The organism is Aeromonas sp. JL9 (assembly GCF_024436075.1).
GTDB lineage: Bacteria > Pseudomonadota > Gammaproteobacteria > Enterobacterales > Aeromonadaceae > Aeromonas > Aeromonas veronii.
Genome location: NZ_JANFNV010000002.1, coordinates 294,184 through 319,730, shown reverse-complemented (window position 1 = coordinate 319,730; position 25,547 = coordinate 294,184). Strand labels below are relative to the sequence as shown.

Annotated in this window: 22 protein-coding genes, 2 tRNA genes and 1 pseudogene; 14 read left to right on the top strand and 11 right to left on the bottom strand. The window is 59.5% G+C overall.

The window, feature by feature from the left end; all coding sequences use genetic code 11:
- The first annotated feature begins 59 nt into the window (after positions 1–59).
- On the top strand, positions 60–1,472 hold the full coding sequence (locus NOM06_RS03490; RefSeq protein ID WP_255909920.1) for a TAXI family TRAP transporter solute-binding subunit: 1,413 nt from the start codon (positions 60–62) through the stop codon (positions 1,470–1,472).
- 124 nt (positions 1,473–1,596) lie between these two features.
- Here NOM06_RS03490 and NOM06_RS03485 read toward each other — a convergent pair whose 3' ends face one another.
- On the bottom strand, positions 1,597–2,511 hold the full coding sequence (locus NOM06_RS03485; protein ID WP_005353868.1) for a LysR family transcriptional regulator: 915 nt from the start codon (positions 2,509–2,511) through the stop codon (positions 1,597–1,599).
- A gap of 170 nt (positions 2,512–2,681) precedes the next feature.
- On the opposite strand from NOM06_RS03485, the gene NOM06_RS03480 reads away from it, so the two are divergent.
- The 4 genes from NOM06_RS03480 to ygjK all read left to right on the top strand — a co-directional run bounded on the left by NOM06_RS03480 (position 2,682) and on the right by ygjK (position 8,159).
- Positions 2,682–3,938 carry an adenylosuccinate synthetase gene (locus NOM06_RS03480; RefSeq protein ID WP_005347796.1) on the top strand — a complete coding sequence of 419 codons (1,257 nt, stop codon included), beginning with the start codon at positions 2,682–2,684 and terminating at the stop codon, positions 3,936–3,938.
- A 196-nt stretch (positions 3,939–4,134) separates the two neighbouring features.
- Positions 4,135–4,671: a YbhB/YbcL family Raf kinase inhibitor-like protein gene (locus NOM06_RS03475; RefSeq protein ID WP_069526371.1), complete on the top strand. Its 537-nt coding sequence runs from the start codon at positions 4,135–4,137 to the stop codon at positions 4,669–4,671.
- An 11-nt stretch (positions 4,672–4,682) separates the two neighbouring features.
- Positions 4,683–5,483: an AraC family transcriptional regulator gene (locus NOM06_RS03470; RefSeq protein WP_255909919.1), complete on the top strand. Its 801-nt coding sequence runs from the start codon at positions 4,683–4,685 to the stop codon at positions 5,481–5,483.
- Between the two features lie 195 nt (positions 5,484–5,678).
- Entirely contained in the window at positions 5,679–8,159 is a 2,481-nt protein-coding gene (ygjK, locus tag NOM06_RS03465; RefSeq protein ID WP_255909918.1) for an alpha-glucosidase, read from the top strand.
- A gap of 100 nt (positions 8,160–8,259) precedes the next feature.
- Here ygjK and NOM06_RS03460 read toward each other — a convergent pair whose 3' ends face one another.
- The 3 genes from NOM06_RS03460 to NOM06_RS03450 all read right to left on the bottom strand — a co-directional run bounded on the left by NOM06_RS03460 (position 8,260) and on the right by NOM06_RS03450 (position 10,369).
- The gene (locus tag NOM06_RS03460; RefSeq protein WP_255909917.1) at positions 8,260–8,811 is read right to left on the bottom strand and encodes a hemerythrin domain-containing protein; all 552 of its coding nucleotides are present in this window, start codon (positions 8,809–8,811) and stop codon (positions 8,260–8,262) included.
- Positions 8,812–8,881: 70 nt separating this feature from the next.
- Positions 8,882–9,559, bottom strand: a complete 678-nt coding sequence (gene ung, locus NOM06_RS03455; protein WP_005353881.1) for a uracil-DNA glycosylase — start codon at positions 9,557–9,559, stop codon at positions 8,882–8,884.
- Positions 9,560–9,628: 69 nt separating this feature from the next.
- Entirely contained in the window at positions 9,629–10,369 is a 741-nt protein-coding gene (locus NOM06_RS03450) for a transporter substrate-binding domain-containing protein (RefSeq protein WP_255909916.1), read from the bottom strand.
- A 368-nt stretch (positions 10,370–10,737) separates the two neighbouring features.
- Between NOM06_RS03450 and grcA the strand changes: the two genes are divergently transcribed.
- Positions 10,738–11,118: an autonomous glycyl radical cofactor GrcA gene (gene grcA, locus NOM06_RS03445; RefSeq protein WP_005334936.1), complete on the top strand. Its 381-nt coding sequence runs from the start codon at positions 10,738–10,740 to the stop codon at positions 11,116–11,118.
- 118 nt (positions 11,119–11,236) lie between these two features.
- Here the strand turns inward: grcA and NOM06_RS03440 are convergent, their stop codons facing one another.
- The 7 genes from NOM06_RS03440 to hemA all read right to left on the bottom strand — a co-directional run bounded on the left by NOM06_RS03440 (position 11,237) and on the right by hemA (position 18,336).
- A complete protein-coding gene (locus NOM06_RS03440) occupies positions 11,237–12,517 on the bottom strand; it encodes a dicarboxylate/amino acid:cation symporter (protein ID WP_058059198.1) in 1,281 nt (426 codons plus the stop codon).
- Positions 12,518–12,818: 301 nt separating this feature from the next.
- A complete protein-coding gene (gene kdsA, locus NOM06_RS03435; RefSeq protein ID WP_005334937.1) occupies positions 12,819–13,673 on the bottom strand; it encodes a 3-deoxy-8-phosphooctulonate synthase in 855 nt (284 codons plus the stop codon).
- A gap of 97 nt (positions 13,674–13,770) precedes the next feature.
- Entirely contained in the window at positions 13,771–14,571 is an 801-nt protein-coding gene (locus NOM06_RS03430; RefSeq protein ID WP_005334938.1) for a SirB1 family protein, read from the bottom strand.
- Positions 14,572–14,583: 12 nt separating this feature from the next.
- Positions 14,584–14,967, bottom strand: coding sequence for a SirB2 family protein (locus NOM06_RS03425; protein ID WP_005362206.1), 384 nt, complete (start codon positions 14,965–14,967; stop codon positions 14,584–14,586).
- Between the two features lie 56 nt (positions 14,968–15,023).
- Positions 15,024–15,875, bottom strand: coding sequence for a peptide chain release factor N(5)-glutamine methyltransferase (gene prmC / locus NOM06_RS03420; RefSeq protein WP_139731176.1), 852 nt, complete (start codon positions 15,873–15,875; stop codon positions 15,024–15,026).
- Positions 15,876–15,936: 61 nt separating this feature from the next.
- Complete coding sequence (gene prfA / locus NOM06_RS03415; protein ID WP_005353897.1) at positions 15,937–17,025, bottom strand: peptide chain release factor 1; 1,089 nt, start codon at positions 17,023–17,025, stop codon at positions 15,937–15,939.
- A gap of 51 nt (positions 17,026–17,076) precedes the next feature.
- A complete protein-coding gene (gene hemA / locus NOM06_RS03410; protein WP_255909915.1) occupies positions 17,077–18,336 on the bottom strand; it encodes a glutamyl-tRNA reductase in 1,260 nt (419 codons plus the stop codon).
- A 126-nt stretch (positions 18,337–18,462) separates the two neighbouring features.
- Between hemA and lolB the strand changes: the two genes are divergently transcribed.
- The 8 genes and pseudogenes from lolB to NOM06_RS03370 all read left to right on the top strand — a co-directional run bounded on the left by lolB (position 18,463) and on the right by NOM06_RS03370 (position 25,547).
- On the top strand, positions 18,463–19,041 hold the full coding sequence (gene lolB / locus NOM06_RS03405) for a lipoprotein insertase outer membrane protein LolB (protein WP_005353907.1): 579 nt from the start codon (positions 18,463–18,465) through the stop codon (positions 19,039–19,041).
- Positions 19,041–19,911, top strand: a pseudogene (gene ispE, locus NOM06_RS03400) (4-(cytidine 5'-diphospho)-2-C-methyl-D-erythritol kinase). Before lolB ends, ispE begins: the two are co-directional and overlap by 1 nt.
- A tRNA-Gln gene (locus NOM06_RS03395) sits at positions 19,891–19,965 on the top strand. Before ispE ends, NOM06_RS03395 begins: the two are co-directional and overlap by 21 nt.
- Positions 19,966–20,160: 195 nt before the next feature.
- Positions 20,161–21,108, top strand: coding sequence for a ribose-phosphate pyrophosphokinase (locus NOM06_RS03390; protein WP_005343846.1), 948 nt, complete (start codon positions 20,161–20,163; stop codon positions 21,106–21,108).
- 116 nt (positions 21,109–21,224) lie between these two features.
- On the top strand, positions 21,225–23,213 hold the full coding sequence (locus NOM06_RS03385) for a bifunctional UDP-sugar hydrolase/5'-nucleotidase (RefSeq protein ID WP_255909914.1): 1,989 nt from the start codon (positions 21,225–21,227) through the stop codon (positions 23,211–23,213).
- A 218-nt stretch (positions 23,214–23,431) separates the two neighbouring features.
- Positions 23,432–24,028 carry an aminoacyl-tRNA hydrolase gene (gene pth, locus NOM06_RS03380; RefSeq protein ID WP_058059203.1) on the top strand — a complete coding sequence of 199 codons (597 nt, stop codon included), beginning with the start codon at positions 23,432–23,434 and terminating at the stop codon, positions 24,026–24,028.
- Positions 24,029–24,144: 116 nt separating this feature from the next.
- Complete coding sequence (ychF, locus tag NOM06_RS03375; RefSeq protein ID WP_005353921.1) at positions 24,145–25,236, top strand: redox-regulated ATPase YchF; 1,092 nt, start codon at positions 24,145–24,147, stop codon at positions 25,234–25,236.
- 234 nt (positions 25,237–25,470) lie between these two features.
- Positions 25,471–25,547, top strand: a tRNA-Met gene (locus NOM06_RS03370).

The following is a 25,547-nucleotide window of genomic DNA, read 5'->3' as shown; positions in this document are numbered from 1 at the left end:
AGCCCCATCCCTTTTTCCCTGTGTCATCAGCCAGCGGTCAACTCAGTCAACGGTCAATTATGTCTCTACGGATCTTGCATCACCTTCTGCTTCCCCTCTGTGCACTCTCTGCGCTGCTCCCCTTTGGCAGCCAGGCGCTGACTATCGGAACGGGCCCGCTCAATGGGGTCTACTACCCGACCGGTGGCGCCATCTGCCGGGTGCTCAATGCCGGCCATGCCCTGCATGGGGACAGCTGCACCGTGCAGAGCACCCGTGGCTCGATGGCCAACCTCAAGGCACTCGACAAGGGGGACGTACAGCTGGCGCTGGTACAGTCCGATGTGTTGCACCACGCCCTGCACGGCACCGGCCCCTTCAGCGGGCAGGGGACCAACAATGAGCTGCGCAGCCTGTTTCGCCTCTATCAGGAGTCGTTAACCCTGCTGGCCGCCCCCAATAGCGGCATCACCACCCTGGCAGATATCGAAGGGAAGCGGGTCTATCCGGGCAACAACGGCGCCGGTGAGCAGATCACCAGCCAGGCCCTGATGGCAGCCATGGGATGGCAACCCGGGCAGTTTGCTGCCTATCAACTCAAGTCGGACAGCGAACCGCTGGAAGGGCTGTGCGATGGCTCGCTGGATGCCGCTTTTGTGGTAGCCGGTCACCCCAGTCTGGCGGTCGGCGATCTGATCAGCCGCTGCAAGGTGCGCCTCATCCCTATCGAAGGGGAGCAGATCGACAGGCTGCTCAAGCAACACCCCTACTACCAGCGCAGCCGCATCGCCGCCAACCTCTATCCGGGGCAGACCACCGCCATCAACAATATCGGAATGAGTGCCGAACTGGTGGCGCTGGCCAGCCTGCCGGACCCCATCGTCCGTACCGTGCGCGATACCCTGCTGGCCCGGGTCAAACAGTTCAGCCGGTTGCATCCGGCACTGAGCAAGGTGACCCCCGAGCAGTTGCAGGCCCACACCGAGCTGCCACTCCATGCGGGGATGTCGGATCAATCGCCAGCCCCCTTGCCACTGCCCCCCGAGCAGTTAACCGCGGAAAATCTGACGCCGGAGCCGTTAACACCAGCGCCATCGGCCTCTGAGGCGGCACCAACGGCAGAGCAGGTGAGTGCCGCCAACGGGACGACTGCGCCCTCTGACGCGACCGCCACCAGCAGTGCCGCAGTGGCGACAGAAGCCACAGAGGTTAATCCCTTGCCCGAAGAGGCACTCGAGGTCACCCCCGAGCTCACTGCTACGCCGACCACCGAGGGTGAGAGCGTGGCCCCTTCGGCCGCAGCGTCAACGGCCCCAGCACCGTCGGCTGCCGTTTCGGCTCAGTTGCCGCAAAGCGCCTCTGCGGCCACTGCGCCGCAAGAGCAGGCAACCCAGCCTGCCAGCAGCGCGGTTGCTGACGAAACCCCAACGCAGGATAAAACCGATACACTGCCCTCCCCTGCTACCAGCGCAGCCACACAGCTGCAACCCTGAATGGTCAGCTCCCACAAATGCATCAGGGCAGCCTCGGCTGCCCTGATTGTTTACGCACGTTCGATAGTGACGCAATTGATGGCGGCACAGTCACCCCGATAGACCTACTCACCTTGCCGCCCCGCTACGGCTCCATCACCCGGGTCAGATAGGGGTTGGGCTTCTGGATCTCCTCCTCTACCCAGTGCAGCAACTGCTTGATGGCCCGCGACAACACCTGATTCTGGCGCACCACGTAGCCCAGACTGGTACCGGGAAAGTCGCCGAGGCTGGTGACCGGCGCGGTGAGGTTGAGGCGCGGATGCAGGGAGAAGTCCGGCACGATGGCGACACCAAAGCCCGCCTCGGCCCAATCGAGCTGGGCGTCGACGCTGCCCACCTCCATGATGCGGCAGGGGGGCAATGCCAGCAGCGGCAGGGACGGGTCGATCAACGCCCGGGTGCGGGTGTCGTGACCGAGCAGGATCAGGGTCGGCTCGTCGAGGGGATCGCTCTCTCCCGCCACCGCCCGCGCCTGCCAGCGGGCAAGGCCGTGCCCCAGCGCGCACCAGGTCACCTGTTGCAGCTCGGTATAGAAGAGCGGTTCGCTGCGCTTTTGCGCCATCACGAAGCCCAGATCCGCCTTGCCCGCCTTGACCAGCTCGGCCGCCTGATCCGAAGTGGTGTTGAAAAGAGTGAGGTCGATGCCGGGGAACTCCCGCTTGAAGCGCTGGAACGGCTGGATCAGCAGCAGGCGGGAGATAATGTCGCTGGCGGCGATGGCCAGCGTCCCCTGACTCAGTTGGTTGAGGGCATTGAGATCGGACTGGCAGAGCTGCAACTCGGCAATGGTGCGCTCGGCGCTTTGCAGCAGTCGCTCCCCCGCCTGCGTCAGGCGAAATGGGCTGCGCTCGATCAGCCGCACCCGGGTCGCCTGCTCCAGCCGCTTGATATGCAGGCTGACATTGGGCTGGGTCATGTGCAGTTCGGTGGCGGTCTGGCCAAAATGTTGCAATCGGGCCAAAGTGACAAAGGTTTGCAGCCAGTGAATATCCAGCATAAGAGTCCCTCAACCCGCGATGTGCGGGGCTTGTCAGGCAAAATCGGACGGTTTGCCGCTTAATTGGCCATAATTATATGTTTCTCTTATCGGAATTATAAAGATAATTAATTTTTCTAATCCGCATCAGGCTCCTAGGATGGACGCCTAACGTCTTAGGAGAAAGAGTCATGTCGTCTATCGTAGTCGTAGGTGCTAACTGGGGTGATGAAGGCAAAGGCCGCATCGTGGATTATCTGGCAGGTCAAGCTGGCGCCAGCATTCGCTTCCAGGGCGGCAACAACGCTGGCCACACCGTGGTCAACGACCTTGGCACCTTCAAGCTGCACCAGGTTCCGAGTGGCGTATTCAACCCGGATTGCCTGGTTGTCCTCGGCCCGGGCATGGTGATCAGCCCCGAGAAACTGACCGTCGAGCTCGAGGAAGTCAAAGCCTCCGGCGTGACTCCGAAGCTGGCCATCTCTGACCGCGCAACCCTGTGCCTGCCGCTGCACGCACTGGAAGATACCCTGGAAGAGCAACGTCTGGGTGACGGCGCCTATGGCTCCACCCGTCAGGGCATCGCTCCTGCCTACGGCGATCGCGTGATGAAGAAAGCGATCCTGGTTGGCTGGCTGAAACAGCCGGACGTACTGGTCGAGCGCATCCAGTTCATGCTGGACTGGAAACTGCCGCAGATGAAGGCTATCTACCCCTCCTTCGAATTCACCCAGACTGCCCAGGAGATGGCCGACTGGCTGCTGGAAGTCTCTGCCCCCTGGATCGACGCCGTCTGCAACGTCAGCATGCCGCTCAAAGCGCTGCAGGCAGAAGGCAAGACTCTGCTGTTCGAAGCGCAGCTGGGCGCTGGCCGTGACCTGATCTACGGCGAATACCCCTGGGTCACCTCCTCCCACGTATCTGGCGCCTACGCCGGTATCGGTGGCGGTCTGCCGGGTCTGCGCCCGGAGCGCGTCATCGCTGTGGCCAAGGCATTCAGCTCCTCTGTCGGTACCGGCACCCTGCTGACCGCCATGGAGAACCAGGACGAGTTCCGCAAGATCACCAATGAGTTCGGCGCTACCACCGGCCGTCCCCGTGATGTCGGTTACTTCGACGCCGTCGCCACCAAGAACGGTGTCGAGCTGCAAGCCGCCACCGAAGTGGCTCTGACCAAGCTGGACTGCCTGACCGGTCTGCCGGATCTGAAGATCTGCGTGGCCTACGAAGGTGCCCACACCGAGAACCCAATTTGGCCGCAAACCGCTGCCCTGAAGCCGGTTTACGAGCAGATGGAAAGCTGGAGCGAAGACATCACCGGTTGCCGCACTTTCGAAGAGCTGCCGCGCGCTGCCCAGCAGTACGTGCTGCGTATCGAAGAGCTGCTCGGCGTACCGGTTCCGATGGTTTCCGTCGGCCCGGGCCGTGACGAGATGATCCTGCGCTAAGCCGCATTTCTCATCGTCAAACAAAAAACCGGCATCCCTGATGCCGGTTTTTTTATGGCTGCCGTTTACCTTCTTGCCATAAAACAACCCAAATGCTCAATTAACTCACCAATCAACCTCGCATTGAGCCGTTATGCAATATTATTCTGCCCTGCCCTCGTTAAAGTGAACCCGTTACCACACGAGGAGTCACCCAATGAAATTGCTCAAACAGAGTGCCCTGTTGCCACTGCTCTGCCTGACGGCCATGCCAGCCTTTGCCATGACCCTGAAGAGCACGGATATTCACGAAGGCCAGCTGATGGCCAAACAGTTCAGCTTCAACGGCTTTGGCTGCAGCGGCGACAACCACTCGCCCCAGCTGAGTTGGCAGGATCTGCCGGCAGGCACCAAGAGTGTTGCCATCACCGCCTATGACCCCGATGCCCCCACCGGCAGCGGTTGGTGGCACTGGCTGGTGGTGAACCTGCCTGCCACCCAGAGCGAGCTGGCCAGCAATGCCTCCGGCAAGCTCAAGCAGGGGTTGGAGATCCGCACCGACTTTGGCAGCCAGGGTTACGGCGGCCCCTGCCCGCCCGCTGGTCACGGCATGCACCGCTATCAGTTCACCGCCTGGGCCCTGCCCCATGACCTCGAGGTGAAGGCTGATACCCCGCCCGCTATGGTAGGCTACATGCTCAATAGCATGGCGCTCGGCAAGGCCACCCTGACCGCCACCTTCGTCACCCCCTAGGAGCCAACCGGATGAGCACTCCCCTGCTGCAACAGAGCCACTATCTCGGGATCCGCCAGCAGCCCCTGCACCGGGTGCTCATCTACGCCCCGACCCTCATCTGGGTCACCCAGGGGAGCAAGCAACTGTGGTGGCGCGAGCGGCGTCTGTCGTTTGACAGGGAGCGGTGGCTGCTGATCCCGGCAGGCCACCAGCTCACCTTCGTCAATCAGCCGGAGCAGGGCAAGTTTCGCTCCCACGCCATCACGCTGCTCACTCCGCCGCCACCAGAATGGCTGGCCGAGTCAGCCCCTTCCCACGCCGATCTGGAGGAACCTGCCGTCAAGGTCACCCCCGGGCTCGCCTTCTGCTTCGAGCTCATCAGCACCATGGCCGAACGGGGACTGAGCGAGGCGACCCAGGCCGAACTGCTGCGCGGCTTCTATGCCGAGCTGCGGGCCGCCAACGCCCTCGGATTGCTCTTTCCCGCCAGCACCATGACCCTCGCAGAGCGGCTGGCACGCTACCTGGCGGTGGACCCCGGCATCGACCACACCCTGGAGGCGGTGGCCCCCCACTTCTCCATGAGCCGCGCCTCCATGGTGCGCAAGCTGGCCGCCGAAGGTCGCAGCTTTCGCCAGTTGCTGGCTCAGGTACGCATGAGCCACGCCCTCAACCTGTTGCAACAGGGCCTGACCCCGCTGGAGGTCGCCCTCGCCTGCGGTTATGACTCCCCCAGCCGCTTTGCCGCCCGCTTCAAACAGGAGTTCGGCCTGACGCCTCACCAATACCTGCACACCTGCCCTGCCAGATTGGCGAGCAACGACAAGTAAAGCATTACTTAAAACCAATCTTATGTAACCTGATGTAACCCGGTGATCCCGCTCACATTGCCGTCTCTTCAGAGTGTGATCTCGCGCCAGCGCCCCCTTTCCCCTTGCCATACAATGGCTACCGAACACCTTTTCACTAAAAATAAGCGTAAAAAATCTTCCTTTTAACCTACATAAACGGAATTGGAGCGAGAAATGTTTCGTAAAACTTTACTCTCGGTAGCCCTAGGCACCGCCCTGTTCGGACTGACCGCCTGCAACGATAACCAGACAGAGAACAGCACAGTCGCCAAACCGGAGCAGGCCATCCAGTACAAGGACGTGATCGACCGTCGGGGAACACCAACCCAATTCCGCGACTTTGACAGCTACTCCAACCTCAAATACAACCCGCTGCTCGATCTGGGGGCATGGCACGGTTTCCTGCTGCCTGCCAGCGACAAGGAGTGGGGGGGCTTTACCGGCCCCATGGTCATCTCGGAGGAGTACAGCCTCTTCTTTGCCAGCGAGCTGGACAAGCTCACCCTGAGCGATGCGAGCGGCCGCCCGTTCCCGCTCACCAGCGCCCGCAAGCAGGAGGTGTACGCCATTCCCGGTGCGCTGGTGCAACGCTTCGAGTTCGAACCCTTTACGCTGGAGCTGGAGCTGCGTTATGGCGATGCCCGCACCGCCCTTATCCGCACCCGACTCATCAACCAGACCGATACACCGCTCACCCTCAACCTCAACTGGCAGGGCGAGTTGCTCAATCAATGGGATACCAAGGATACGATTGCCAGCAAATATCCAGGCTGGACTCGCACCATCAGCGAGAGCGACAGAGGAATCGAATTCCAGTTCGGCAAACTGCGCAGCACCTGGAACATCATGCAGAGCGGCAGCGCCCGCTATCGCATCGACCGTACCCTGCCAAGCCGCACCACCCTCGACCAGAAGACACTGGGCTACCAAAGCGACGCCAGCATTACCCTGGCTGCCAAGGGGAGCGAGGATATCTACACCCTGCAGAGCTATCTCCACTCCGCAGATGACGCCAGCCGCCATCAGCAGAGCCGTCAAGCCCTGCTGGCCAACCCGGCCAGCTATTTTGCCGACTCCATCCGCCGCTGGGAGGACTACCTTGCCAAGGGTCTCTCCAATCAGGGGATCCCCGAGTCGGAGCGTCGCATCGCCGTCAAGGCGATGGAGACCCTCAACGGCAACTGGCGCTCCCCGGCTGGCGCCATCCTCCACGACGGGGTAACCCCCTCCAATACCGCCCGCTGGTTCGACGGCGTCTGGGCCTGGGATAGCTGGAAGCACGCCTATGCCATGGCACACTTCAACCCTGAGGTAGCCAAGAACAACGTGCGCGCCATGTATGACTATCAGGTACAGCCGGATGATCCGGTGCGACCACAGGATGCGGGCATGGTGATCGACGCCGTCTTCTACAACAAGCTGGCGGATCGCGGTGGCGATGGCGGCAACTGGAACGAGCGCGACACCAAGCCGCCCCTCTCCGCCTGGGCCATCTGGGAAATCTACAGCGCCACCAAGGACAAGGCCTTTATCGCCGAGATGTATCCCAAGCTGCAGGCCTACCACGACTGGTGGTACCGCGCGCGGGACAACAACCGCAACGGCATCATCGAATATGGCGCCACCAAGCATGTGGAGCACAACGACGAGTACGGCAATATCACCTTCAAGGTGCAGTACTCCAACGGTATTCCCGCCGGGCTGGATCTCTCCAGCTGTACCAGTGAGGGGGATGGCTGGTATGCCTGCGCCGGTATGCCGCTCTATCAACAGGTGTTGAACGTGGGCGGGTACAGCGACATGGATATCGGTGCCCAGCACGGCGCCGGTTGGGAGTCAGGCATGGACAACGCCGCCCGCTTCGGCTTTATCGAACCGGGCCAGTTGCAACGCTATGCCGACAAGACCTATGGCGGAGATTTGGCCAAGGCACGTCAGGACTGGAACGTCGCCTTCTTTGAAAACCATCAGGACAATGGCGATTTGATCGGGTTCTCCATCGATCAGGAGTCAGTGGAGCTCAACGCCTTCCTCGCCAAAGAGAAACGCATTCTAGCCGACATGGCCGACCTGCTTGGCAAGCCGAACGACGCAAGCCGCTACCGCGATGGCGCGACCCAGCTGGCTGGTTACATCAACAGTTGCATGTTCGATGAGGCATCAGGCTTCTATTACGATCGTCAGATTGCTCAGGGGGATGTTGCTGACGGCAACGGCTGCGTCGGCAAATTGCTGACCGCCCGCGGCCGTGGCCCGGAAGGGTGGAGCCCGCTCTGGGCAGAAGTCGCCGACAAGGAGAAAGCGGCACGGGTGCGCGAGGTTATGCTCAACGCCCAAGAGTTCAACACAAAGATTCCGCTGGGCACAGCCGCGCTGACCAACCCGGCCTACGACCCCAATATCTACTGGCGCGGCCGGGTATGGCTCGATCAGTTCTACTTCGGGGTGAAGGGGCTGGAGAACTACGGCTACCGCAGCGATGCCGAAGCACTGGTCAACAAGCTGTTCAACAACGCAGAAGGCTTGGCGGGCAGCGGCCCCATCCGCGAAAACTACAATCCGGAGACCGGCGCCATGCAGGGGGCAAGCAACTTCAGCTGGAGCTCGGCCCACCTCTATATGCTCTATCGCAACTTCCTGAAACCACAGGCGTAAGCTTGCTCCACCATGCAAAAGGCCTCCGGATGGAGGCCTTTCTGTTTTCACTCAAGTTGCACTCACACAATACCCGCCACGCGGCGGGTACGGGCTCGTCTTAGCCGTTCGTGAGCGGCAGAGAGAGGCGTTTGGCCAGTGCCTGGAAGTGCTGGCTCACCTCGGCCCCGAACAGGGGGTCGCCAATGGCGCGGTTCTGCCAGTTTTGCTCCAGATGACGCCAGTCATCCTCGGTCAGGGTGTCACGCAGATGGGGGAAGATCACCCCCTCTTCATAGTTCATGTGTGCCTCTTGCAGCTCCACGAAGCGCTCCAGCTTGGTGGTGAACTGATCGAGGGGGATCACCGCATCCATCAGGATCATCTCCACCATCTCCTTGAGATCGGCCCCGGCCTCCAGCAGCTTGACGTGCTCCTCCTGCAGGCGGTTGGCGACCTCCCCCTCCACCACCCGATATTTCAAGTAGTAGTCATAGATGAGGTCTTCCTTGGGATGGTGGTACTTGTCAGAGACCTCCCGCAGGTAGTCGATGACATCGCGCACCAGAAAATAGCTGATGGGCTCTTCGGCACGAATGGCTGCCAGTTTGTGCTTGAGCAGCTCCAAAAGTCGGGCGATGTTGAGATGGTCCTTGTGCAGACTGGATAACATGGGCACTCCTTGGCTCTGAATTAATCTTATGTCCCTGAGTATACGGTCATTTGTCGCCCGAACTTTGCACTCAATCAAGTGGGATGCAGACAGATTTCCACTCTATTGGACTCTTGCCCTGTTGTTCCAGCAAGCGATTGGTCTCGCTAAAGTGGCCGCAACCGATGAAACCGCGGTGGGCAGAGAGTGGGCTCGGGTGCGGCGCGGTCAGCACATAGTGGCGCTGGCGGTCGATGAAACGTCCCTTCTTCTGGGCGTGGGCACCCCACAGCAGGAACACCACACCCTGACAACTGGCATTGATCTGCTCGATGACCCGATCGGTAAAGGTCTCCCATCCCAGATGGGCGTGCGAGTGGGCCTGACCGGCCTGCACCGTCAGCACAGTGTTGAGCAGCAGGACCCCCTGTTTGGCCCAGGATTCGAGAAAGCCGTGATTGGGTGTGACGAAACCTGGCAGGTCACGCTGCATCTCTTTATAGATGTTGACCAGTGAGGGAGGCGTACGCACGCCGGGCAGAACGGAGAAGCAGAGCCCGTGCGCCTGATTGGGGCCGTGGTAGGGATCCTGGCCCAGGATCACCACCTTGACCTGATCCAGCTCGGTCAGCTTGAAGGCATTGAACACATCGGTAGCTGGCGGGTAGATCACCTTGCCCGCTTCCCGCTCGGCTCTGACAGTTGCCAGCGTACTCTTGAAATAGTCCTGCTCTTTCTCAGAGCCAATCACATCACTCCAGGTCAGCACCCCGGCCTCCTCACTTGATACGGCGAAGGGCTCAGGATAGGGGGCCAGCCCGCAAGACGCAACCGTGGCTCACGCTTTCCAGAGCCTGGCGAGGCGCCCCGAGCGCTCCAGCTTGCGCAGGCCGGTATTGAACAGCAGCATCAGACGGCGCGCCTCGGGATCAGCCTTGCGCATCAGCAGGTATCCCGGTTGCGACCAGATGAGGTCGGCGGCGCCGGTCAGTGACAGCGATTGGGGATGACGAACGAGCGCCATCTGGAACATGGTCTGTGCCACCTGCTCATCCATCACCAGATAGTGGATCCGCCCGTCAAGCAGCTTGCCCATGCTCTCCTCATCGGAATCTGACCACTCGAGGGTGAGCCCGGCTTGACGAGCGGCAAAACCATCGCCATAGAAATAGCCACGGGTCACCCCGACCGGCTCGTATTTCAGCTCACCCAGATTGACCGCGGGCGTACCGCTCAGCGTCATCAGGCGAGTGGTGAAATGGCCGAGCGAGGCGGAGAGATAGAAAAGCTGCTCCCGCTCGCGGGAGCGAAACCAGGGCATGGTGACCACATAGCGCCCCTCCAGAGTCAGTCGGTAAGCCTCGGCCCAGGAATAGAAGTGAAAGCTGACATCGAGCCCCTCTTCGGCAAAGGCCTGGCGCACCACCTCACAGAGAAAGCCCTGATTGGGCAGCGCCTCACTGATATAAGGTGGCCACTCGCCCACAGCAATACGCACCGTCTCGGCCCGTACCGCAACACTGCTTGCCCAGCAACAGAACAGGGCCAGCCATGCCCACTTTCGCCACCCATTATTCACCCGGCACTCTCCTCGCTTTTTTTGCTGAGTGTAGCCAACCCCTCAATTAACCTCAGAAAAAGCTGAAAAGATGTAGTTAAATTACTAGATTGACGAGATAAAAGATGCATAATTTGCATATCTTACAAAATCAGAAAAATGACCTATTTTTGATTCAACTCAAGAATTTAATCCCATTGAAATGGCGCTTTGTCGGGTTTTCTTGATCTGGATCAATTTTGGTAATATTACCACCGTGGTATATATGACCCCATCAAAGAAAAGGTGTAAGGCAAGGGCCCTTTAAGTCATCGCCATCGACGGTAGCTTAAATACATCAGGGTAATTTCCTTACAGTTGGATTCGCGTTCCCATTGAGGAGTCATACCATGATCAAAGGCATTCAAATCACCCAGGCCGCCAACACCGCTCTGCTGAACTCTTTCTGGCTGCTGGACGAAGAGAAGCAACAAGCTCGCTGCATCTGCGTCAAAGGCGATGCTTTCGCTGCCGATCAAGAAGTGCAACTGGCTGACCTGGGTCAGTTCGAATACCGCGAACTGCCGGTTCAGGCTGAGCCTGCTGTTGAAGGTGGCCAGCACCTGAACGTCAACGTGCTGCGTCGCGAAACTCTGGAAGATGCTATCGAAAACCCGGAGAAGTACCCGCAGCTGACCATCCGTGTATCTGGCTACGCAGTGCGTTTCAACGCCCTGACCCCGGAACAGCAGCGTGACGTGGTTACCCGTACTTTCACCCAGAGCCTGTAATCAGCGCCCTGCAGTGAAAAGCTGATACTTGCGGTATCAGCACAAAAAAAACGGCCGATTGGCCGTTTTTTTATTGCCCCCGCACCAGCCAACGCGGCCGTGCGGGGGGGAACAGCGCTTACGCCCTGTCCGCTTCCAGTTGCCCGACCTTGCCGCCGAGCACTGCATCCATTTTCTTCTCGTCCAGCTGCTTGCAGTATTTGGCGACCACCACGGTGGCAACCCCGTTACCGATCAGGTTGGTCAACGCCCGCGCTTCGGACATAAAACGGTCGATCCCCAGGATCAGCGCCAAACCAGCCAGTGGCAGATGGCCCACCGCCGAAATGGTCGCTGCCAGCACGATAAAGCCACTACCAGTCACCCCCGCCGCCCCTTTCGAGGAGATCAGCAGTACCACCAGCAGGGTGATCTGCTGGAACAGGTCGAGCGGCGTATTGGTGGCCTGGGCGATAAAAATCGCCGCCATGGTCAGATAGATGGAGGTGCCATCCAGGTTAAAAGAGTATCCGGTCGGAATGACCAGCCCCACCACCGATTTCTGGCAACCCAGCTTCTCCATCTTATCCAGCATCCGCGGCAGTACCGACTCTGAAGAGGAAGTCCCCAGCACGATCAGCAACTCCTCGCGAATGTAGGAGATGAAACGCAGGATGCTGAAGCCTGAGGCTTTAGCGATGCTGCCCAGCACAATGAAGATAAAGAAGAGGCAGGTGAGATAGAAGCAGGCAATAAGCTGGCCCAGCTGTACCAGTGAACCTACTCCATATTTGCCGATGGTAAATGCCATTGCCCCGAATGCACCGACCGGCGCCAGTCTCATTATCATATTGATAATGCCAAATATGACTTTGGAGAAACTGTCGATGACGCCGAAAATAATCTGTCCTTTTTCACCAATATGATGCAGGGAGAAGCCGAACAGCACCGCAAACAGTAACACCTGCAAGATATTACCGCTGGCAAAGGCACCGATCACACTGCCCGGAATAATATCCAGCAAAAAGGCGATAATGCCCTGGGACTTGGCCTGCTCCGCATAGGCGGAGATGGCGCTGGCATCCAGCGCTGCCGGATCGACGTTCATGCCGGCACCCGGTTGCAGCAGGTTGACCACGCACAGCCCGATGATCAAGGCGATGGTGCTGACCACCTCGAAGTAGAGCAGAGCAATGGCGCCGGTCTTGCCGACCGCCTTCATACTCTCCATCCCGGCAATGCCGGTAACCACGGTACAGAAAATAACGGGGGCGATGATCATCTTGATCAATTTGACGAAGCCATCACCGAGGGGCTTCATATCGGCGCCCAGTTCCGGATAGACATGCCCCAGAAATACCCCGAGGGTAATCGCGAGCAATACCTGAAAATAGAGGCTGCTAAATAGTTTCTTTCGCATTATTAACGTCCTGTTAATTTAATTGCACATTGTTATGGCAGCAATAAACATGCAGATAGCCGGACGAGATATCTGCGTACCTCACCCGATCCATGCTGTTTCTGCATTACTACGGGGACCACTTTACATGTAATAAAAAACAATTAAGAGACATTAATCACACAACAAAATTAACACCATTAACACCACGGCAACCGACAATTATTTGCTCGCAGATTAATTTGAGTCTTCAACTAAATATGGCAGATATAAAAATACCCCGCATTGCGGGGCATTTTCATCAGGCATGACAGCGTCGGGATCAGGCCGAGGTATCGAGAGGTTCGAAGCCCTTGATCAGGTCATCGATGGCCTTCATCTGTTTGAGGAAGCCTTCCAGCTTCTCCAGCGGCAGGGCGCTCGGGCCATCACAACGGGCAATTTTCGGGTCCGGGTGGGATTCAATAAAGAGACCGGCCAGACCGACCGCCATGCCGGCGCGCGCCAGCTCGGTCACCTGCTCGCGACGGCCACCGGAGGCGGCACCCAGCGGATCACGGCACTGCAGGGAGTGGGTCACGTCAAAGATCACCGGATATCCACCGGTGCTCTTCTTCATCACGCCCAGACCCAGCATGTCCACCACTAGGTTGTCGTAGCCGAAGTTGGCACCGCGCTCGCACAGGATCAGCTGGTCGTTGCCGCACTCCTCGAACTTGTCGGTGATGTTCTTCATCTGGCTGGGGCTGAGGAACTGCGGCTTCTTGATGTTGATAACGTTGCCGGTGCGGGCCATGGCTTCCACCAGATCGGTCTGGCGTGCCAGGAAAGCGGGCAGCTGGATAACGTCAACCACCTCGGCGACCGGCTTGGCCTGATGGGGTTCGTGCAGATCGGAGATGACCGGCATGCCGAAAGTCGCTTTCAGCTCCTGGAAAATCTTCATCCCCTCTTCCAGACCTGGGCCGCGGTAGGAGTGGATGGAGGAGCGGTTGGCCTTGTCCCAGCTCGCCTTGAACACGAACGGGATGCCCAGCTTGCTGGTCACTTCCACGTACTTCTCGCACACCGCCATCGCCATGTCGCGGGATTCCAGCACGTTCATGCCACCAAACAGCACGAACGGTTTGTCATTGGCAACGTCGATCTGGTTGATCTTGATATTCTTCTGTTCCATCTAAGACATCCTTAATAAAAGGGCCTGAAGCCTAGTTAATCCGTTGCGACCGGACGCAGCGGCCTTGATATTCTTCTGTTTCAGTTTCAAGCCGCCCTTAATGGAGGGGCTTGGGGCTCAGATCCAGCGCGGCCAGCTGCACTTTCAGCACATCGGCGACGGGATCGTCCGGGCATTGTTCAATAAAATATTCAAAATCGTCGGCGGCCTGACGCGGGCAGTCGAGCTGCTCGTAGATAAAGCCGCGATCCCGCGTCTCCAGCGGATCGCCGGGCTTCATACGCAACAACAGCTCGCTGCAACGCAGCGCCTCGGGCATACGATCTTCCCGCAGCAGGGCCCCCTTGCTGACGTTGAGCAGCCGTTCGATGATCTCCCACTGGCCGGAGGGCTGCAGGTAGTCGGGGGTCAGGGTCGCCAAGTCCCCCAACGCACCGCGCAGCAGCAGCTCGATGCGGGCCAGGCTCAGCTCGTCGCCGGTAAAGGGGTCAACATAGACCTCCCCCTCGCCACCGGCAAAGCTCACCAGGAAGTGGCCGGGGAAGCAGATCCCCTCCACATCGAGCCCAAGCTTGCGTCCCAGCTGGATGATGAGAATACCGAGGCTGACCGGGATCCCCTTGCGCTGAACCAGCACCTGATTGAGATCGCAGTTGTTGGCAGAGAAATAATCCTGCCAGTCGCCATGAAAACCGAGGCTGTGGTAGAAGCCCTGCAGCAACTGCTGGCGCACCTCATCGCAGGTGCCCTCTTCGATCTGCTCGTCCAGCCACTCGTCCAGCAGGTTCAACTCGCGCATCCCCTCCTCGACCGAGCCATAAATCTCGTCACTGACTGACAACGCCAGCTCGGTGATGTCGTGGGCTTCGAAATCGGTCCATTCGTCTATGTGTAACATTCTCTTCATGCCTTAGCCGAACACACTCGTCTGTTTGAGCACTGCCAACTTGGCAATAAAGTAGATCCAGCCGAGCGCCCCCAGAAAGGAGCACCAGCGCACCAGATTGCTTTTGGCCAGCCGCAGCGCCATCGCCGCCAGAAATACCAGCACCAGAATGGCCATCAGCTTCTCGCTGAGCCAGGGCGTTCCGTTATTGAGCGGGTTGAGATCCAGCACCATGCAGAGCAATACGCCGGAGAGCACCACCAGACCGTTGAGCCAGCCGCTGACCTTCATCACCGGCGCGCTGTAGGCTCGGCCAGTGGCGGTCTGTACCCAGTAGAAACGGAGCATAAACATCAGCACGGCCCCGGCAATCAGGGTGAGGTGCAGGTGTTTGAGCACAAAAATCATATTCAATCCTTGCATGAGGGCGCACAGGCAACCCGCCGAGTAACAGTGAGGAACCGTCAGCGCAGCGGGCAGAGGCCCAGCGTCACCCTGTCGTTATCCCCGTAATCACGCACCGTGGCTACCTCGCGGTAGCCGCCATCACGCAGCAACTGACGCACTGCCTCCCCCTGATCCCAGCCATGCTCCAGCAGCAACCAGCCATCGGTCAGCAGATAAGCGGGAGCATGGGCCACGATGTGGCGGATATCAGCCAGCCCGGCGTCATCGGCAACCAGCGCCGAGCGGGGTTCAAAGCGCACGTCACCCTGCTCGAGATGGGGATCGGCGCCATCAATATAAGGGGGATTGGAGACAATCACCGCAAATCGTGGCGTTTCGTCGTGATCCGGCTCGCCAAGGGGCTCGAACCAGCTGCCATCGCGCACCTCGATGGGTAACCCCAGTGCGACGCTGTTCTCGCGCGCCAGTGCCGCGGCATCCGCCATCCGATCCACCGCCCACACATCGACCTCGGGCCGCTCGGACTTGAGCGCCAGCGCGATGGCGCCGGTGCCGGTGCCCAGATCCAGCACGGCGCACGGCCCCTGCGGGATTTTGGTCAGCGCCTGCTCGACCAGCACCTCGGTATCGGGGCGCGGGATCAGGGTCGCCGGGCTCACCTTGAGGGGCAGCGACCAGAACTCCCGCTCGCCCACCAGATGGGCGATGGGTTCGCCATTGAGACGACGGACCAGCCACCCCTGCAGGGTGGCCTGCTGGGCGGCATCCAGCTCACGCTCGGGCCAGGTCATCAGATAGCTGCGACGACACCCGAGCAGATGGCAGAGCAGTACATCGGCATCGGCGCGGGGGGACTCCCCCTCAGCCAACACAGTCATGATATGGGTGCGGGCCTGCTGTATCTGCATCAGTGCCACTCCACCTTATGGGCACGACACTTAATGCGAGCTTGCCGAATCACCATTTGCATCAGTTGTTCTCGGCCAGCGAGGCGAGCTGATCGGCCTGATACTCCTGCACCAGCGGCGTGATGACGCAGTCCAGATCCCCTTCCAAAATTTCGGAGAGGCGATAGAGGGTCAGGTTGATGCGGTGCTCGGAGAGGCGACCCTGCGGGTAGTTGTAGGTCCGGATGCGCTCGGAGCGATCGCCGGAGCCCACCAGATTGCGGCGGGTGCTCTGCTCGGCGGCGCGGTGACGCTCATCCTCGGCCGCTTGCAGGCGGGCGGAGAGCACTGACATCGCCTTGGCGCGGTTCTTGTGCTGGGAGCGCTCGTCCTGACACTCCACCACCAGACCGGTCGGCAGGTGGGTGATGCGGATGGCCGAGTCGGTCTTGTTGACGTGCTGACCACCGGCACCGGAGGCGCGGAAGGTGTCGATCTTCAGATCGGAAGGGTTGATCTCGATCTGCTCGGCTTCCGGCACTTCCGGCAGCACGGCGACGGTACAGGCGGAGGTGTGCACCCGACCCTGAGATTCGGTCTCCGGCACCCGCTGTACCCGGTGACCACCGGATTCAAACTTGAGACGGCCATAGACGCGCTCGCCGTCGATCTTGGCGATCACCTCCTTGTAGCCACCGTATTCACCGTCGTTGCAGCTGACGATGGAGACGCGCCAGCCCTGACGCTCGGCAAACCGTGAATACATGCGGAACAGGTCACCGGCAAAGATGGCCGCTTCGTCGCCACCGGCACCAGCGCGGATCTCCAGATAGCAGTTGTTGTCATCCTTGGGATCCTTGGGCAGCAGCATCAGTTGCAGCTCCTGCTCCAGCGCCTCCAGATTGGCCTTGGCCAGCGGCAGCTCCTCCTGCGCCATCTCACGCAGGTCGGCATCATCCTCCTCCAGCATCATCTGGGTGGTCTCAAGATCATCCTGCGCCTGACGGTAACGCTGGAAGGCGTGAACGATATCTTCCAGCTGAGCATATTCGCGGGTCAGGGCGCGGTAGCGATCCTGATCCGAGACCACATCTGGCTCGCCGAGCATGGCCTGTACTTCTTCGTGGCGCTCGATGAGGCCTTCCAGCTTTCTGATCAGTGACGGATTCATAACTCTTGCATTCTCAATGGAGGACGGGACAACCGGCAGGTTGCCCGAAAATTATGGCTCTTGTGACAACCCCAGCGCCTGCCGCAAGCGGGAGAGCTCGCTCTGATCCCCCTGGGAGGCAGCCTGGCGCAACGCCTGGGTCGGCGCGTGGATCAATTTGTTGGTGAGGCGATGGGCCATCGCCTTGAGCGCCTGTTCGGCACTCTCGCCCTGGGCCAGCGCCAGCAGGGCGCGTTGCAACTCTTCGTCAGCCACTTGCTGGGACTGATGGCGGTAATCGCGAATGAGGTCGACCGAGCTCTGGCCGCGATACCACCCCATAAACTCGTCCCGCTCTTCCTGCACGATCAATTCCGCCTGTGCGGCAGCCCGTTTACGGGTTTCGAGGTTCTGCTCGATGATCCCCTGCAAATCATCCACCGTGTAGAGATAGGCATCGGAGAGCTCATCGACTTCGGCTTCGATGTCGCGCGGCACGGCAATATCCACCAGAAACATGGGTTTGAAGCGGCGGGCCTTCAGCGCGCGCTCCACCATCCCCTTGCCGATGATGGGCAGGGGGCTGGCGGTCGAGCTGATGACAATATCCGCTTCGTGCAGATAGTCGGGGATCTCTTCGAGCGTCATCACCTGGGCGCCGAATTCGGCTGCCAGGGTCTGGGCACGCTGCAGGGTGCGGTTAGCCACCATCATCTTGGTGACGTTCTGCTCGCGCAGATGACGGGCAACCAGTTCGATGGTCTCCCCCGCCCCGACCAGCAGTACCTTGGTCTGGGAGAGATCGGAGAAGATCCGCCGACCCAGGCTGACGGCGGCAAAGGCCACCGACACGGCACTGGCGCCAATCTCGGTATCGGTACGCACTCTTTTCGCCACCGAGAAGGATTTCTGGAACAACCGCTCCAGCGCCCCCTTCAACGACTCCGCCTGCTGGGCGTGGGCATAGGATTGCTTGATCTGCCCCAGGATCTGCGGCTCCCCCAACACCAGCGAGTCGAGCCCGCACGCCACCCGCATCAGGTGGCGCACCGCCTCTTCATCGTGATGCTGATAGATGGCAGTGACCAGTTCGGCAGCGTCCAGCCCGTGGAACTGCTGCAGCCAGCGCAGCACTTGCTCCTGCCGCTGCTCCTCCAGATTGCAATAGAGTTCGGTCCGGTTGCAGGTGGAGACGATCACCGCCTCGCTGACACCAGGTTGGCTCACCAGCTCACGCAAGGCGCGATCGATGCAGTCCGGGCCAAAGGCGACCCGTTCCCGCAAGGCGACACTGGCGGTGTTGTGGTTGATTCCGAGGGCAAGCAAACTCATGAGTGGGCGACGATCATTTCATACGCTGGGTGCAAAGGCTGCCAATTGTACGAGAAAGGGTAAGTCTTTAAAAGCAATACGGCCGCCCCGTATACTGTGGCAAATTCCTCTCTCTGGAGCCATCTCTTGCTGCTACGTATTTTTACCCTCACCTGCCTGCTGTTGCTGGCCGGTTGTGCCACCACCCAGCCCCAGCGTGACCAAGTGAACTGGAACCAGGAGCGGACCCGTCTCGAGCAACTGACCCACTGGCAGCTATCCGGCAAGATGGCCATCATCACGCCACAGCAAAAGGGCAGCGCCCGTCTCAACTGGCAGCAGGATGGGGAGGATTATCGCCTCAACCTCACCAGCCTGATTGGCACCAGCATTCTGGAGCTCTCCCGCAGCAAGGGCGAAATCACCCTGCTCGACAGCGACGGCAATCGCCACCAGAGCCAGGATGCCGAAGCGCTCATCTATCAACTGACCGGCTGGAATATTCCGGTTGCGGGATTACCGGAGTGGATCAAGGGGCTGCCGGGTCAGGCGGAGTTTGAACTCAACCCCGACAGCAGTCTGGCCAGCGTGCGCGACGGCCAGTGGCAGATCGTCTATGGCGATTATCGGGATCAGGATGGCTACCGCCTGCCGCACCAGCTGACCATGACTGGCCAGAACAGCCGCCTCAAGCTTCAGATCAACCAATGGACTCTTGCACGTTAATGGCTTCCACACGCTGGCCGGCACCGGCCAAACTCAACCTGTTTCTTCACGTCAATGGCCGTCGTCCCGATGGCTATCACGAGCTGCAGACCCTGTTTATCTTCCTCAACCACAGCGACTGGCTCGAGTTCGAGGTGATACCGAATAACGACACACTCACACTGAGCCCGGCCATTCCCGGGGTACCGGATGAGCAGAATCTGATTATTCGGGCGGCACGCCTGCTGCAAGCAACCCTGCCGAGCCCGCAAGGTGCCCATATCCGGCTGGAAAAAGTGCTTCCCATGGGCGGCGGCATTGGCGGTGGTTCATCCGATGCAGCGACCACGCTGGTGGCGCTTAACCACCTCTGGCAAGCGGGTTTGAGCGAAGATGAGCTGGCAGCGCTCGGCGTCCAGTTGGGGGCTGATGTACCGGTGTTTGTCCGTGGCAAGGCGGCCTTTGCCGAAGGAGTGGGCGAGCGGCTACAACCGGTCGAACTGCCCGATGCCTGGTATCTGGTACTCAAGCCAGATTGCCATGTAGCGACCGCGGCCGTATTCCAGGATCCGGACCTGCCGAGAGCCACGCCGAAAATGGCGCTGGACAACCTGCTGGAAGGCGAGTGGAAAAACGATTGCGAATCACTGGTGAAAAAGCGCCACCCCGAGGTTGCCAATGCGCTCGGCTGGTTGCTAGAATACGCGCCGTCAAGAATGACGGGCACAGGAGCCTGCGTCTTTGCTCAATTTGAAGACGAAGTGACTGCTCGGGAAGTGTTGGCCTGCGTGCCGAAGGGACTTGATGGGTTTGTCGCCAAGGGCGAGAACATATCACCTCTCTTCTCCACATTGCAACAGTTCAAATGATTGGGGTATCGCCAAGCGGTAAGGCAGCGGGTTTTGATCTCGCCATTCCTAGGTTCGAATCCTAGTACCCCAGCCAATTTTACCGAACGGTATTGATGATGATTAACGTGGCCGGTTTTGCACTCGGCCACGGATTCGGGTTACCGGTATCATCACAATCATTGGGCAGCAGACACCTTGTACGTTATCTTGATAAATCGTTTGCCCCAAAACGATAGGGTCTGATTTCAGACTCCCCCACATACTGGATGCAACCCCGAGGTTTCAAACCGTGCCTGACATGAAGCTGTTTGCTGGTAACGCAACGCCGGAACTAGCCCAGAAGATCGCAGATCGCCTGTTTATCAAACTCGGCAATGCTGCCGTAGGTCGCTTTAGCGACGGCGAGATCAGCGTACAGATCAATGAGAATGTACGTGGTGGCGATATCTTCATCATTCAATCCACCTGTGCCCCGACCAACGACAATTTGATGGAATTGATCGTCATGGTGGATGCTCTGCGTCGTGCTTCAGCTGGCCGTATCACTGCCGTTATCCCCTACTTTGGTTATGCCCGTCAGGACCGCCGCGTCCGCTCCGCCCGTGTGCCTATCACCGCCAAGGTTGTCGCTGACTTCCTCTCCAGCGTCGGTGTGGATCGCGTGCTGACCGTTGACCTGCATGCCGAGCAAATTCAAGGTTTCTTCGACGTTCCGGTAGACAACGTGTTCGGTAGCCCGGTGCTGCTGGAAGACATGAAGTCCAAGAACCTCGAGTCTCCTGTCGTTGTCTCCCCGGACATCGGTGGCGTCGTGCGTGCCCGCGCCATCGCCAAGCTGCTGGATGACACCGACATCGCCATCATCGACAAGCGCCGTCCCCGCCCGAACGTCTCCCAGGTCATGCACCTGATCGGTGACGTTGCCGGCCGCGACTGCATCATCGTTGATGACATGATCGACACCGGCGGCACCCTGTGCAAAGCCGCAGAGGCCCTGAAAGAGCGCGGTGCCAAGCGTGTATTCGCTTACGCTACTCACCCGGTCTTCTCCGGTTCCGCCGTCGAGAACATCAAGAACTCCGTGATCGACGAACTGATCATCACCGACTCCATCCCGCTCACTGCGGAGATGAAAGCGGTAGGCAAGGTCAAGCAGCTGACGCTGTCAACTGTACTGGCCGAAGCCATTCGTCGCATCAGCAACGAAGAGTCCATCTCTGCCATGTTTGAGCATTGATAGATTCAGCAATAACGAAAACCGCCATCAGGCGGTTTTCGTCTTTCTGGACCTTCTCTTTCCAACTTTCTGCTATCTGGTACGACCCTGCCCCCGGCAGGCTTAAGGATTTACCCATGAATTGCTTGCGTCCCCTCCTGCTCGCGACCCTCACCTCCGCACTGTTCGCCTGTCAGCCCGCCAAAGAAAACCCGCCCTTCGTGCTGACTCTGGCTCACATGAACGACACCCACTCCCAGTTTGATCCGGTCAATGCCGAGATCAAAGGGCAGATCTTTGCCCAGCAGGGGGAGACGGACACCCTCTATACCCGCTTTGGCGGTTATCCGCGCCTGCTGACCATGGCGAAAGCCTATCAGGCCGATGCACTAGCCAAAAACCAACCCTTGCTGCTGCTGCACGGCGGCGATGCCTGGCAGGGCAGCGGCTACTTCAAGCTCAACGAGGGGATGGCCAACGCCGAGTTGCTGAGCCAGTTCGGCCTCGATGCCATGGCGCTGGGCAACCACGAGTTCGATCTGGATAACCAGAAGCTGGCCCGCTTCATCGAGGGGGTCAACTTCCCGGTGCTGGCCGCCAACCTCGACACCAAGGCCGATCCGGCCCTCAGCAAGGCTGACAACCTCAAGCCCTTCGTGGTCTACGCCTTTGACGGCAACCAGAAGAGCCCGGTCACCGATCTCGACAACCTGCCGCAAGGCAAACAGCTGGTCGCCGTCATCGGTCTGGTGCTGGAAGACATGGGCAATATCGCCCCCAACGTCGGCAAGCTGCGCTTTGGCAAGGAGGTCGCCTCGGCTCAGGCCACGGTCGACATGCTGCAAGCCAAGGGGATCCACCAGATCGTGGCGCTGACCCACATCGGCAACGAGCGGGATCTGGCACTGGCCGCCAAGGTAAACGGCCTCGACGCCATCGTCGGCGGCCACTCCCACAGCCTGCTCGGCGATTTTCGCAACATTGGCTGGGGCAAGACTGGCGATTACGCCAAGCTGGTGACCAATCCGGATGGCATCGGCAAGACCTGCGTGGTGCAGGCGGGCTCCTACGCCCAGGCCATCGGTCTGGCACAGGTGACCTTTGACAGCCAGGGTCAGGTGACCGACTGCCAGGGCCACAATAGCCTGCTGGCCAGCCGCGACTTCTTCGCCGATGCGGCGCGCAAGCAAGCACTCGACGATGCCCGCAGCAAAGAGGCAAGCCAGTTTGTCGACAACCAGCCCAATCTGGTGACCGTGGACGAAGATCCGCGCCTGCGCGGCATCATCGACAGCCACTACAAACCGGCGCTGGAGAAAGCCTACGGCCCGGTGATCGGCACCATCCCCAAGCAACTGCAAAATGCCCGTCGCCCCGGTGACAACGGCAGCGACAGCCATGGCTCCGACGTGGCGCCGCTGGTTGCCGAAGGGGAGTTCTACTGGGCCAATACCCCAGCAGTACAAAATCTGACTGGTGGCCCGGTCGATTTTTCTCTGGTTGCGGTGGGCGGCGTGCGCGCCGACCTGCCTGCTGGCGAATGGCGTGAGGGGGATAGTGCCCTCACCCTGCTGCCGTTCAAGAACCAGCTCTCGGTGCTTACCCTGACCGGCGCCGAGGTGCGTGCCCTCTTGACCGAGACCATCACCGCCACCCTGCCCGCCAGCGCCCATGCCGGCAAGTTCCCCTATGGCGGCCACCTGCGTTACACCTTCCAGGAGACCGACGCAGGCAAGGCGGGCACCCTGACCCAATTGCAGCGCAAGACCGCAAGCGGCGAGTGGCAAGATCTGGTGGATAGTCAGCGCTATTGGGTAGTGATGAACGCCTACAGCGCCAACGGCAACGATGGCTGGCAGGCACTGGCCAATGCCCAGCGCCACCAGAGCGAGCGGGTCGACATCGCCAGCGTCAATGGCAAGCTGACCGCCTTCCCGGTGCTCAAAGTGGCACAAAATGGCGAGTTGCTCGGCGCCGTCTACGCCCCGGGCCAGGCCCTCGATTGCAAAGCCAGCGGCGTGGATTGCGGCACCGATGCAGCCTCTTTCGTGGAGTATGTGCGCGATGCCCGTCCCACCCTGACCGCTCTGGATGAAGAGACCGTCACCCTGCTGCGTGCCAAATAACGACGGTAGTCAACCGGGCACAACCCATCGGCAAGCTGAAATGGGCCTCATGCAAGAGGCCCGTTTGCCCACCGTTAGCCACCCATTGGCCGCAATAATGCTGCAAATCCCGCCATAACATGCGCATTGGTTGAGTGATCGCCACTCGGCGGCTAGAATATTGCGTCCTATTGCCCTGGGTAGTGTGCCCACGGCAGCTGCGAGTGAAGACATCAAGCGTGACAAGCGAAATCAAACTGATCGTCGGACTGGGCAACCCCGGCCCGGAATATGCCAAGACCCGCCACAATGCGGGCGCCTGGTATGTGGAGCAACTGGCCCGCTGGCACAATGTCAGCCTGCGTGAAGAACCCAAGTTCTTCGGCCATACTGCCCGCATCCTGGTCGAGGGGCAGGATGTGCGGCTGCTCATCCCGAACACCTATATGAACCTCTCTGGCAAGGCGGTGGCCGCACTGGCGCGTTTTTATCAGATTGAGCCGGAAGCGATTCTGGTGGCCCATGATGAACTGGATCTGCCGCCTGGCATCGCCAAGTTCAAGCAGGGTGGTGGTCACGGTGGCCATAACGGCCTCAAGGACATCATCGCCAAGATGGGCAACAACAATAACTTCTTCCGGCTGCGTCTCGGGATCGGCCATCCCGGCAGCAAAGAGCAGGTGGCTGGCTTCGTCCTGACCAAGGCCCCCAGCAGTGAACAGAACCTGATCGACGCCGCGCTGGACGAGTCCCTGCGTGCCACCGACATCCTGTTCAAACAAGATATGACCAAGGCCATGAATCGCTTGCACAGCTTCAAGGCGGAAAAGGGTTAGGTCGGTTTGACCCTGTACGGGCATTGTGCCGGTACATGAGCAACGACCAGAACAAGCATGACATGGGCCGCCTGCGGGCGACCCCCAACAGCATCCATCAAGTAAGGTAACAATCCATGGGTTTTAAATGCGGTATCGTGGGCCTGCCCAATGTAGGCAAATCCACCCTGTTCAACGCGCTGACCAAGGCCGGTATCGAAGCCGCCAACTTCCCGTTCTGCACCATCGAGCCGAACACAGGTGTGGTGCCGATGCCGGATCCCCGCCTCGATCAGCTAGCTGCCATCATCAATCCGCAGCGCGTTGTGCCGACCACCATGGAATTCGTCGACATCGCCGGTCTGGTTGCCGGTGCCTCCAAGGGTGAAGGTCTGGGTAACCAGTTCCTGGCCAACATCCGTGAAACCGAAGCGATCGGCCACGTAGTGCGCTGCTTCGACGACGAGAACATCATTCACGTTGCCGGCAAGGTCTCTCCCGCTGACGATATCGAAGTGATCAACACCGAGCTGGCCCTGTCGGATCTGGACGCCTGCGAGCGCGCCATTCACCGTCAGTCCAAGCGCGCCAAAGGCGGCGACAAGGATGCCAAGCTGGAAGTGGAAGTGCTTGAGAAGATCAAGGTTGCGCTGGAAAACGGCCAGATGATCCGCGGCATGAAGCTGGATAAAGAAGAGCTGGCCGCTGTCAGCCACCTCAACTTCCTGACCCTGAAACCCACCATGTATATCGCCAACGTGGCGGAAGATGGCTTCGAGAACAACCCCTATCTGGACAAGGTACGTGAAATCGCCGCCGCCGAGAACGCGGTCGTGGTCGTGGTCTGCTGCGCCATCGAAGCCGACATCGCCGAACTGGACGATGAAGATCGCGCCGAGTTCATGGCTGACCTTGGCATCGAAGAGCCGGGCCTGAACCGCGTTATCCGCTCCGGCTACCAGCTGCTCAACCTGCAGACCTACTTCACCGCCGGTGTGAAAGAGGTACGCGCCTGGACTATTCCGGTCGGTGCCACTGCCCCGCAAGCGGCTGGCAAGATCCACACTGACTTTGAAAAAGGCTTTATTCGCGCCCAAACCATCGCCTTTGAAGACTTTATCAACTACAAGGGTGAGCAAGGCGCCAAGGAAGCGGGCAAGATGCGCGCTGAAGGGAAAGATTACATCGTCAAAGATGGCGATATCATGAACTTCCTGTTCAACGTCTAATCCCATGACAGGCCAGCATTTGCTGGCCTGTTTTTTATCTGCCATTGCCCGGGCAATCATGGCAATGTCTTAAAAAAAACCAGATTGTTGGGCTTTTGCGCAACAGAGACCAATAACTGGTCAAACGCACTCAAATTGCGTTTTTCTGGCAAAAAAAGGGTTGACGCCCCAGAGCCAGATACGCATAATTCGGCCCGCACGGTGACGAGGTAACGACTCACCGGAAGCAAGGTTGGCTATGTAGCTCAGTTGGTTAGAGCATCGCACTCATAATGCGGGGGTCACAGGTTCGAATCCCGTCATAGCCACCA

Bases quoted from the DNA above. Each gene is read 5' to 3' on its own strand.
- NOM06_RS03490 (WP_255909920.1), top strand. From the start codon at position 60: ATGTCTCTACGGATCTTGCATCACCTTCTGCTTCCCCTCTGTGCACTC.
- NOM06_RS03485 (WP_005353868.1), bottom strand. From the start codon at position 2,511: ATGCTGGATATTCACTGGCTGCAAACCTTTGTCACTTTGGCCCGATTG.
- NOM06_RS03480 (WP_005347796.1), top strand. From the start codon at position 2,682: ATGTCGTCTATCGTAGTCGTAGGTGCTAACTGGGGTGATGAAGGCAAA.
- NOM06_RS03475 (WP_069526371.1), top strand. From the start codon at position 4,135: ATGAAATTGCTCAAACAGAGTGCCCTGTTGCCACTGCTCTGCCTGACG.
- NOM06_RS03470 (WP_255909919.1), top strand. From the start codon at position 4,683: ATGAGCACTCCCCTGCTGCAACAGAGCCACTATCTCGGGATCCGCCAG.
- ygjK (WP_255909918.1), top strand. From the start codon at position 5,679: ATGTTTCGTAAAACTTTACTCTCGGTAGCCCTAGGCACCGCCCTGTTC.
- NOM06_RS03460 (WP_255909917.1), bottom strand. From the start codon at position 8,811: ATGTTATCCAGTCTGCACAAGGACCATCTCAACATCGCCCGACTTTTG.
- grcA (WP_005334936.1), top strand. From the start codon at position 10,738: ATGATCAAAGGCATTCAAATCACCCAGGCCGCCAACACCGCTCTGCTG.
- NOM06_RS03440 (WP_058059198.1), bottom strand. From the start codon at position 12,517: ATGCGAAAGAAACTATTTAGCAGCCTCTATTTTCAGGTATTGCTCGCG.
- kdsA (WP_005334937.1), bottom strand. From the start codon at position 13,673: ATGGAACAGAAGAATATCAAGATCAACCAGATCGACGTTGCCAATGAC.
- NOM06_RS03430 (WP_005334938.1), bottom strand. From the start codon at position 14,571: ATGTTACACATAGACGAATGGACCGATTTCGAAGCCCACGACATCACC.
- NOM06_RS03425 (WP_005362206.1), bottom strand. From the start codon at position 14,967: ATGATTTTTGTGCTCAAACACCTGCACCTCACCCTGATTGCCGGGGCC.
- prmC (WP_139731176.1), bottom strand. From the start codon at position 15,875: ATGCAGATACAGCAGGCCCGCACCCATATCATGACTGTGTTGGCTGAG.
- prfA (WP_005353897.1), bottom strand. From the start codon at position 17,025: ATGAATCCGTCACTGATCAGAAAGCTGGAAGGCCTCATCGAGCGCCAC.
- hemA (WP_255909915.1), bottom strand. From the start codon at position 18,336: ATGAGTTTGCTTGCCCTCGGAATCAACCACAACACCGCCAGTGTCGCC.
- NOM06_RS03385 (WP_255909914.1), top strand. From the start codon at position 21,225: ATGAATTGCTTGCGTCCCCTCCTGCTCGCGACCCTCACCTCCGCACTG.
- ychF (WP_005353921.1), top strand. From the start codon at position 24,145: ATGGGTTTTAAATGCGGTATCGTGGGCCTGCCCAATGTAGGCAAATCC.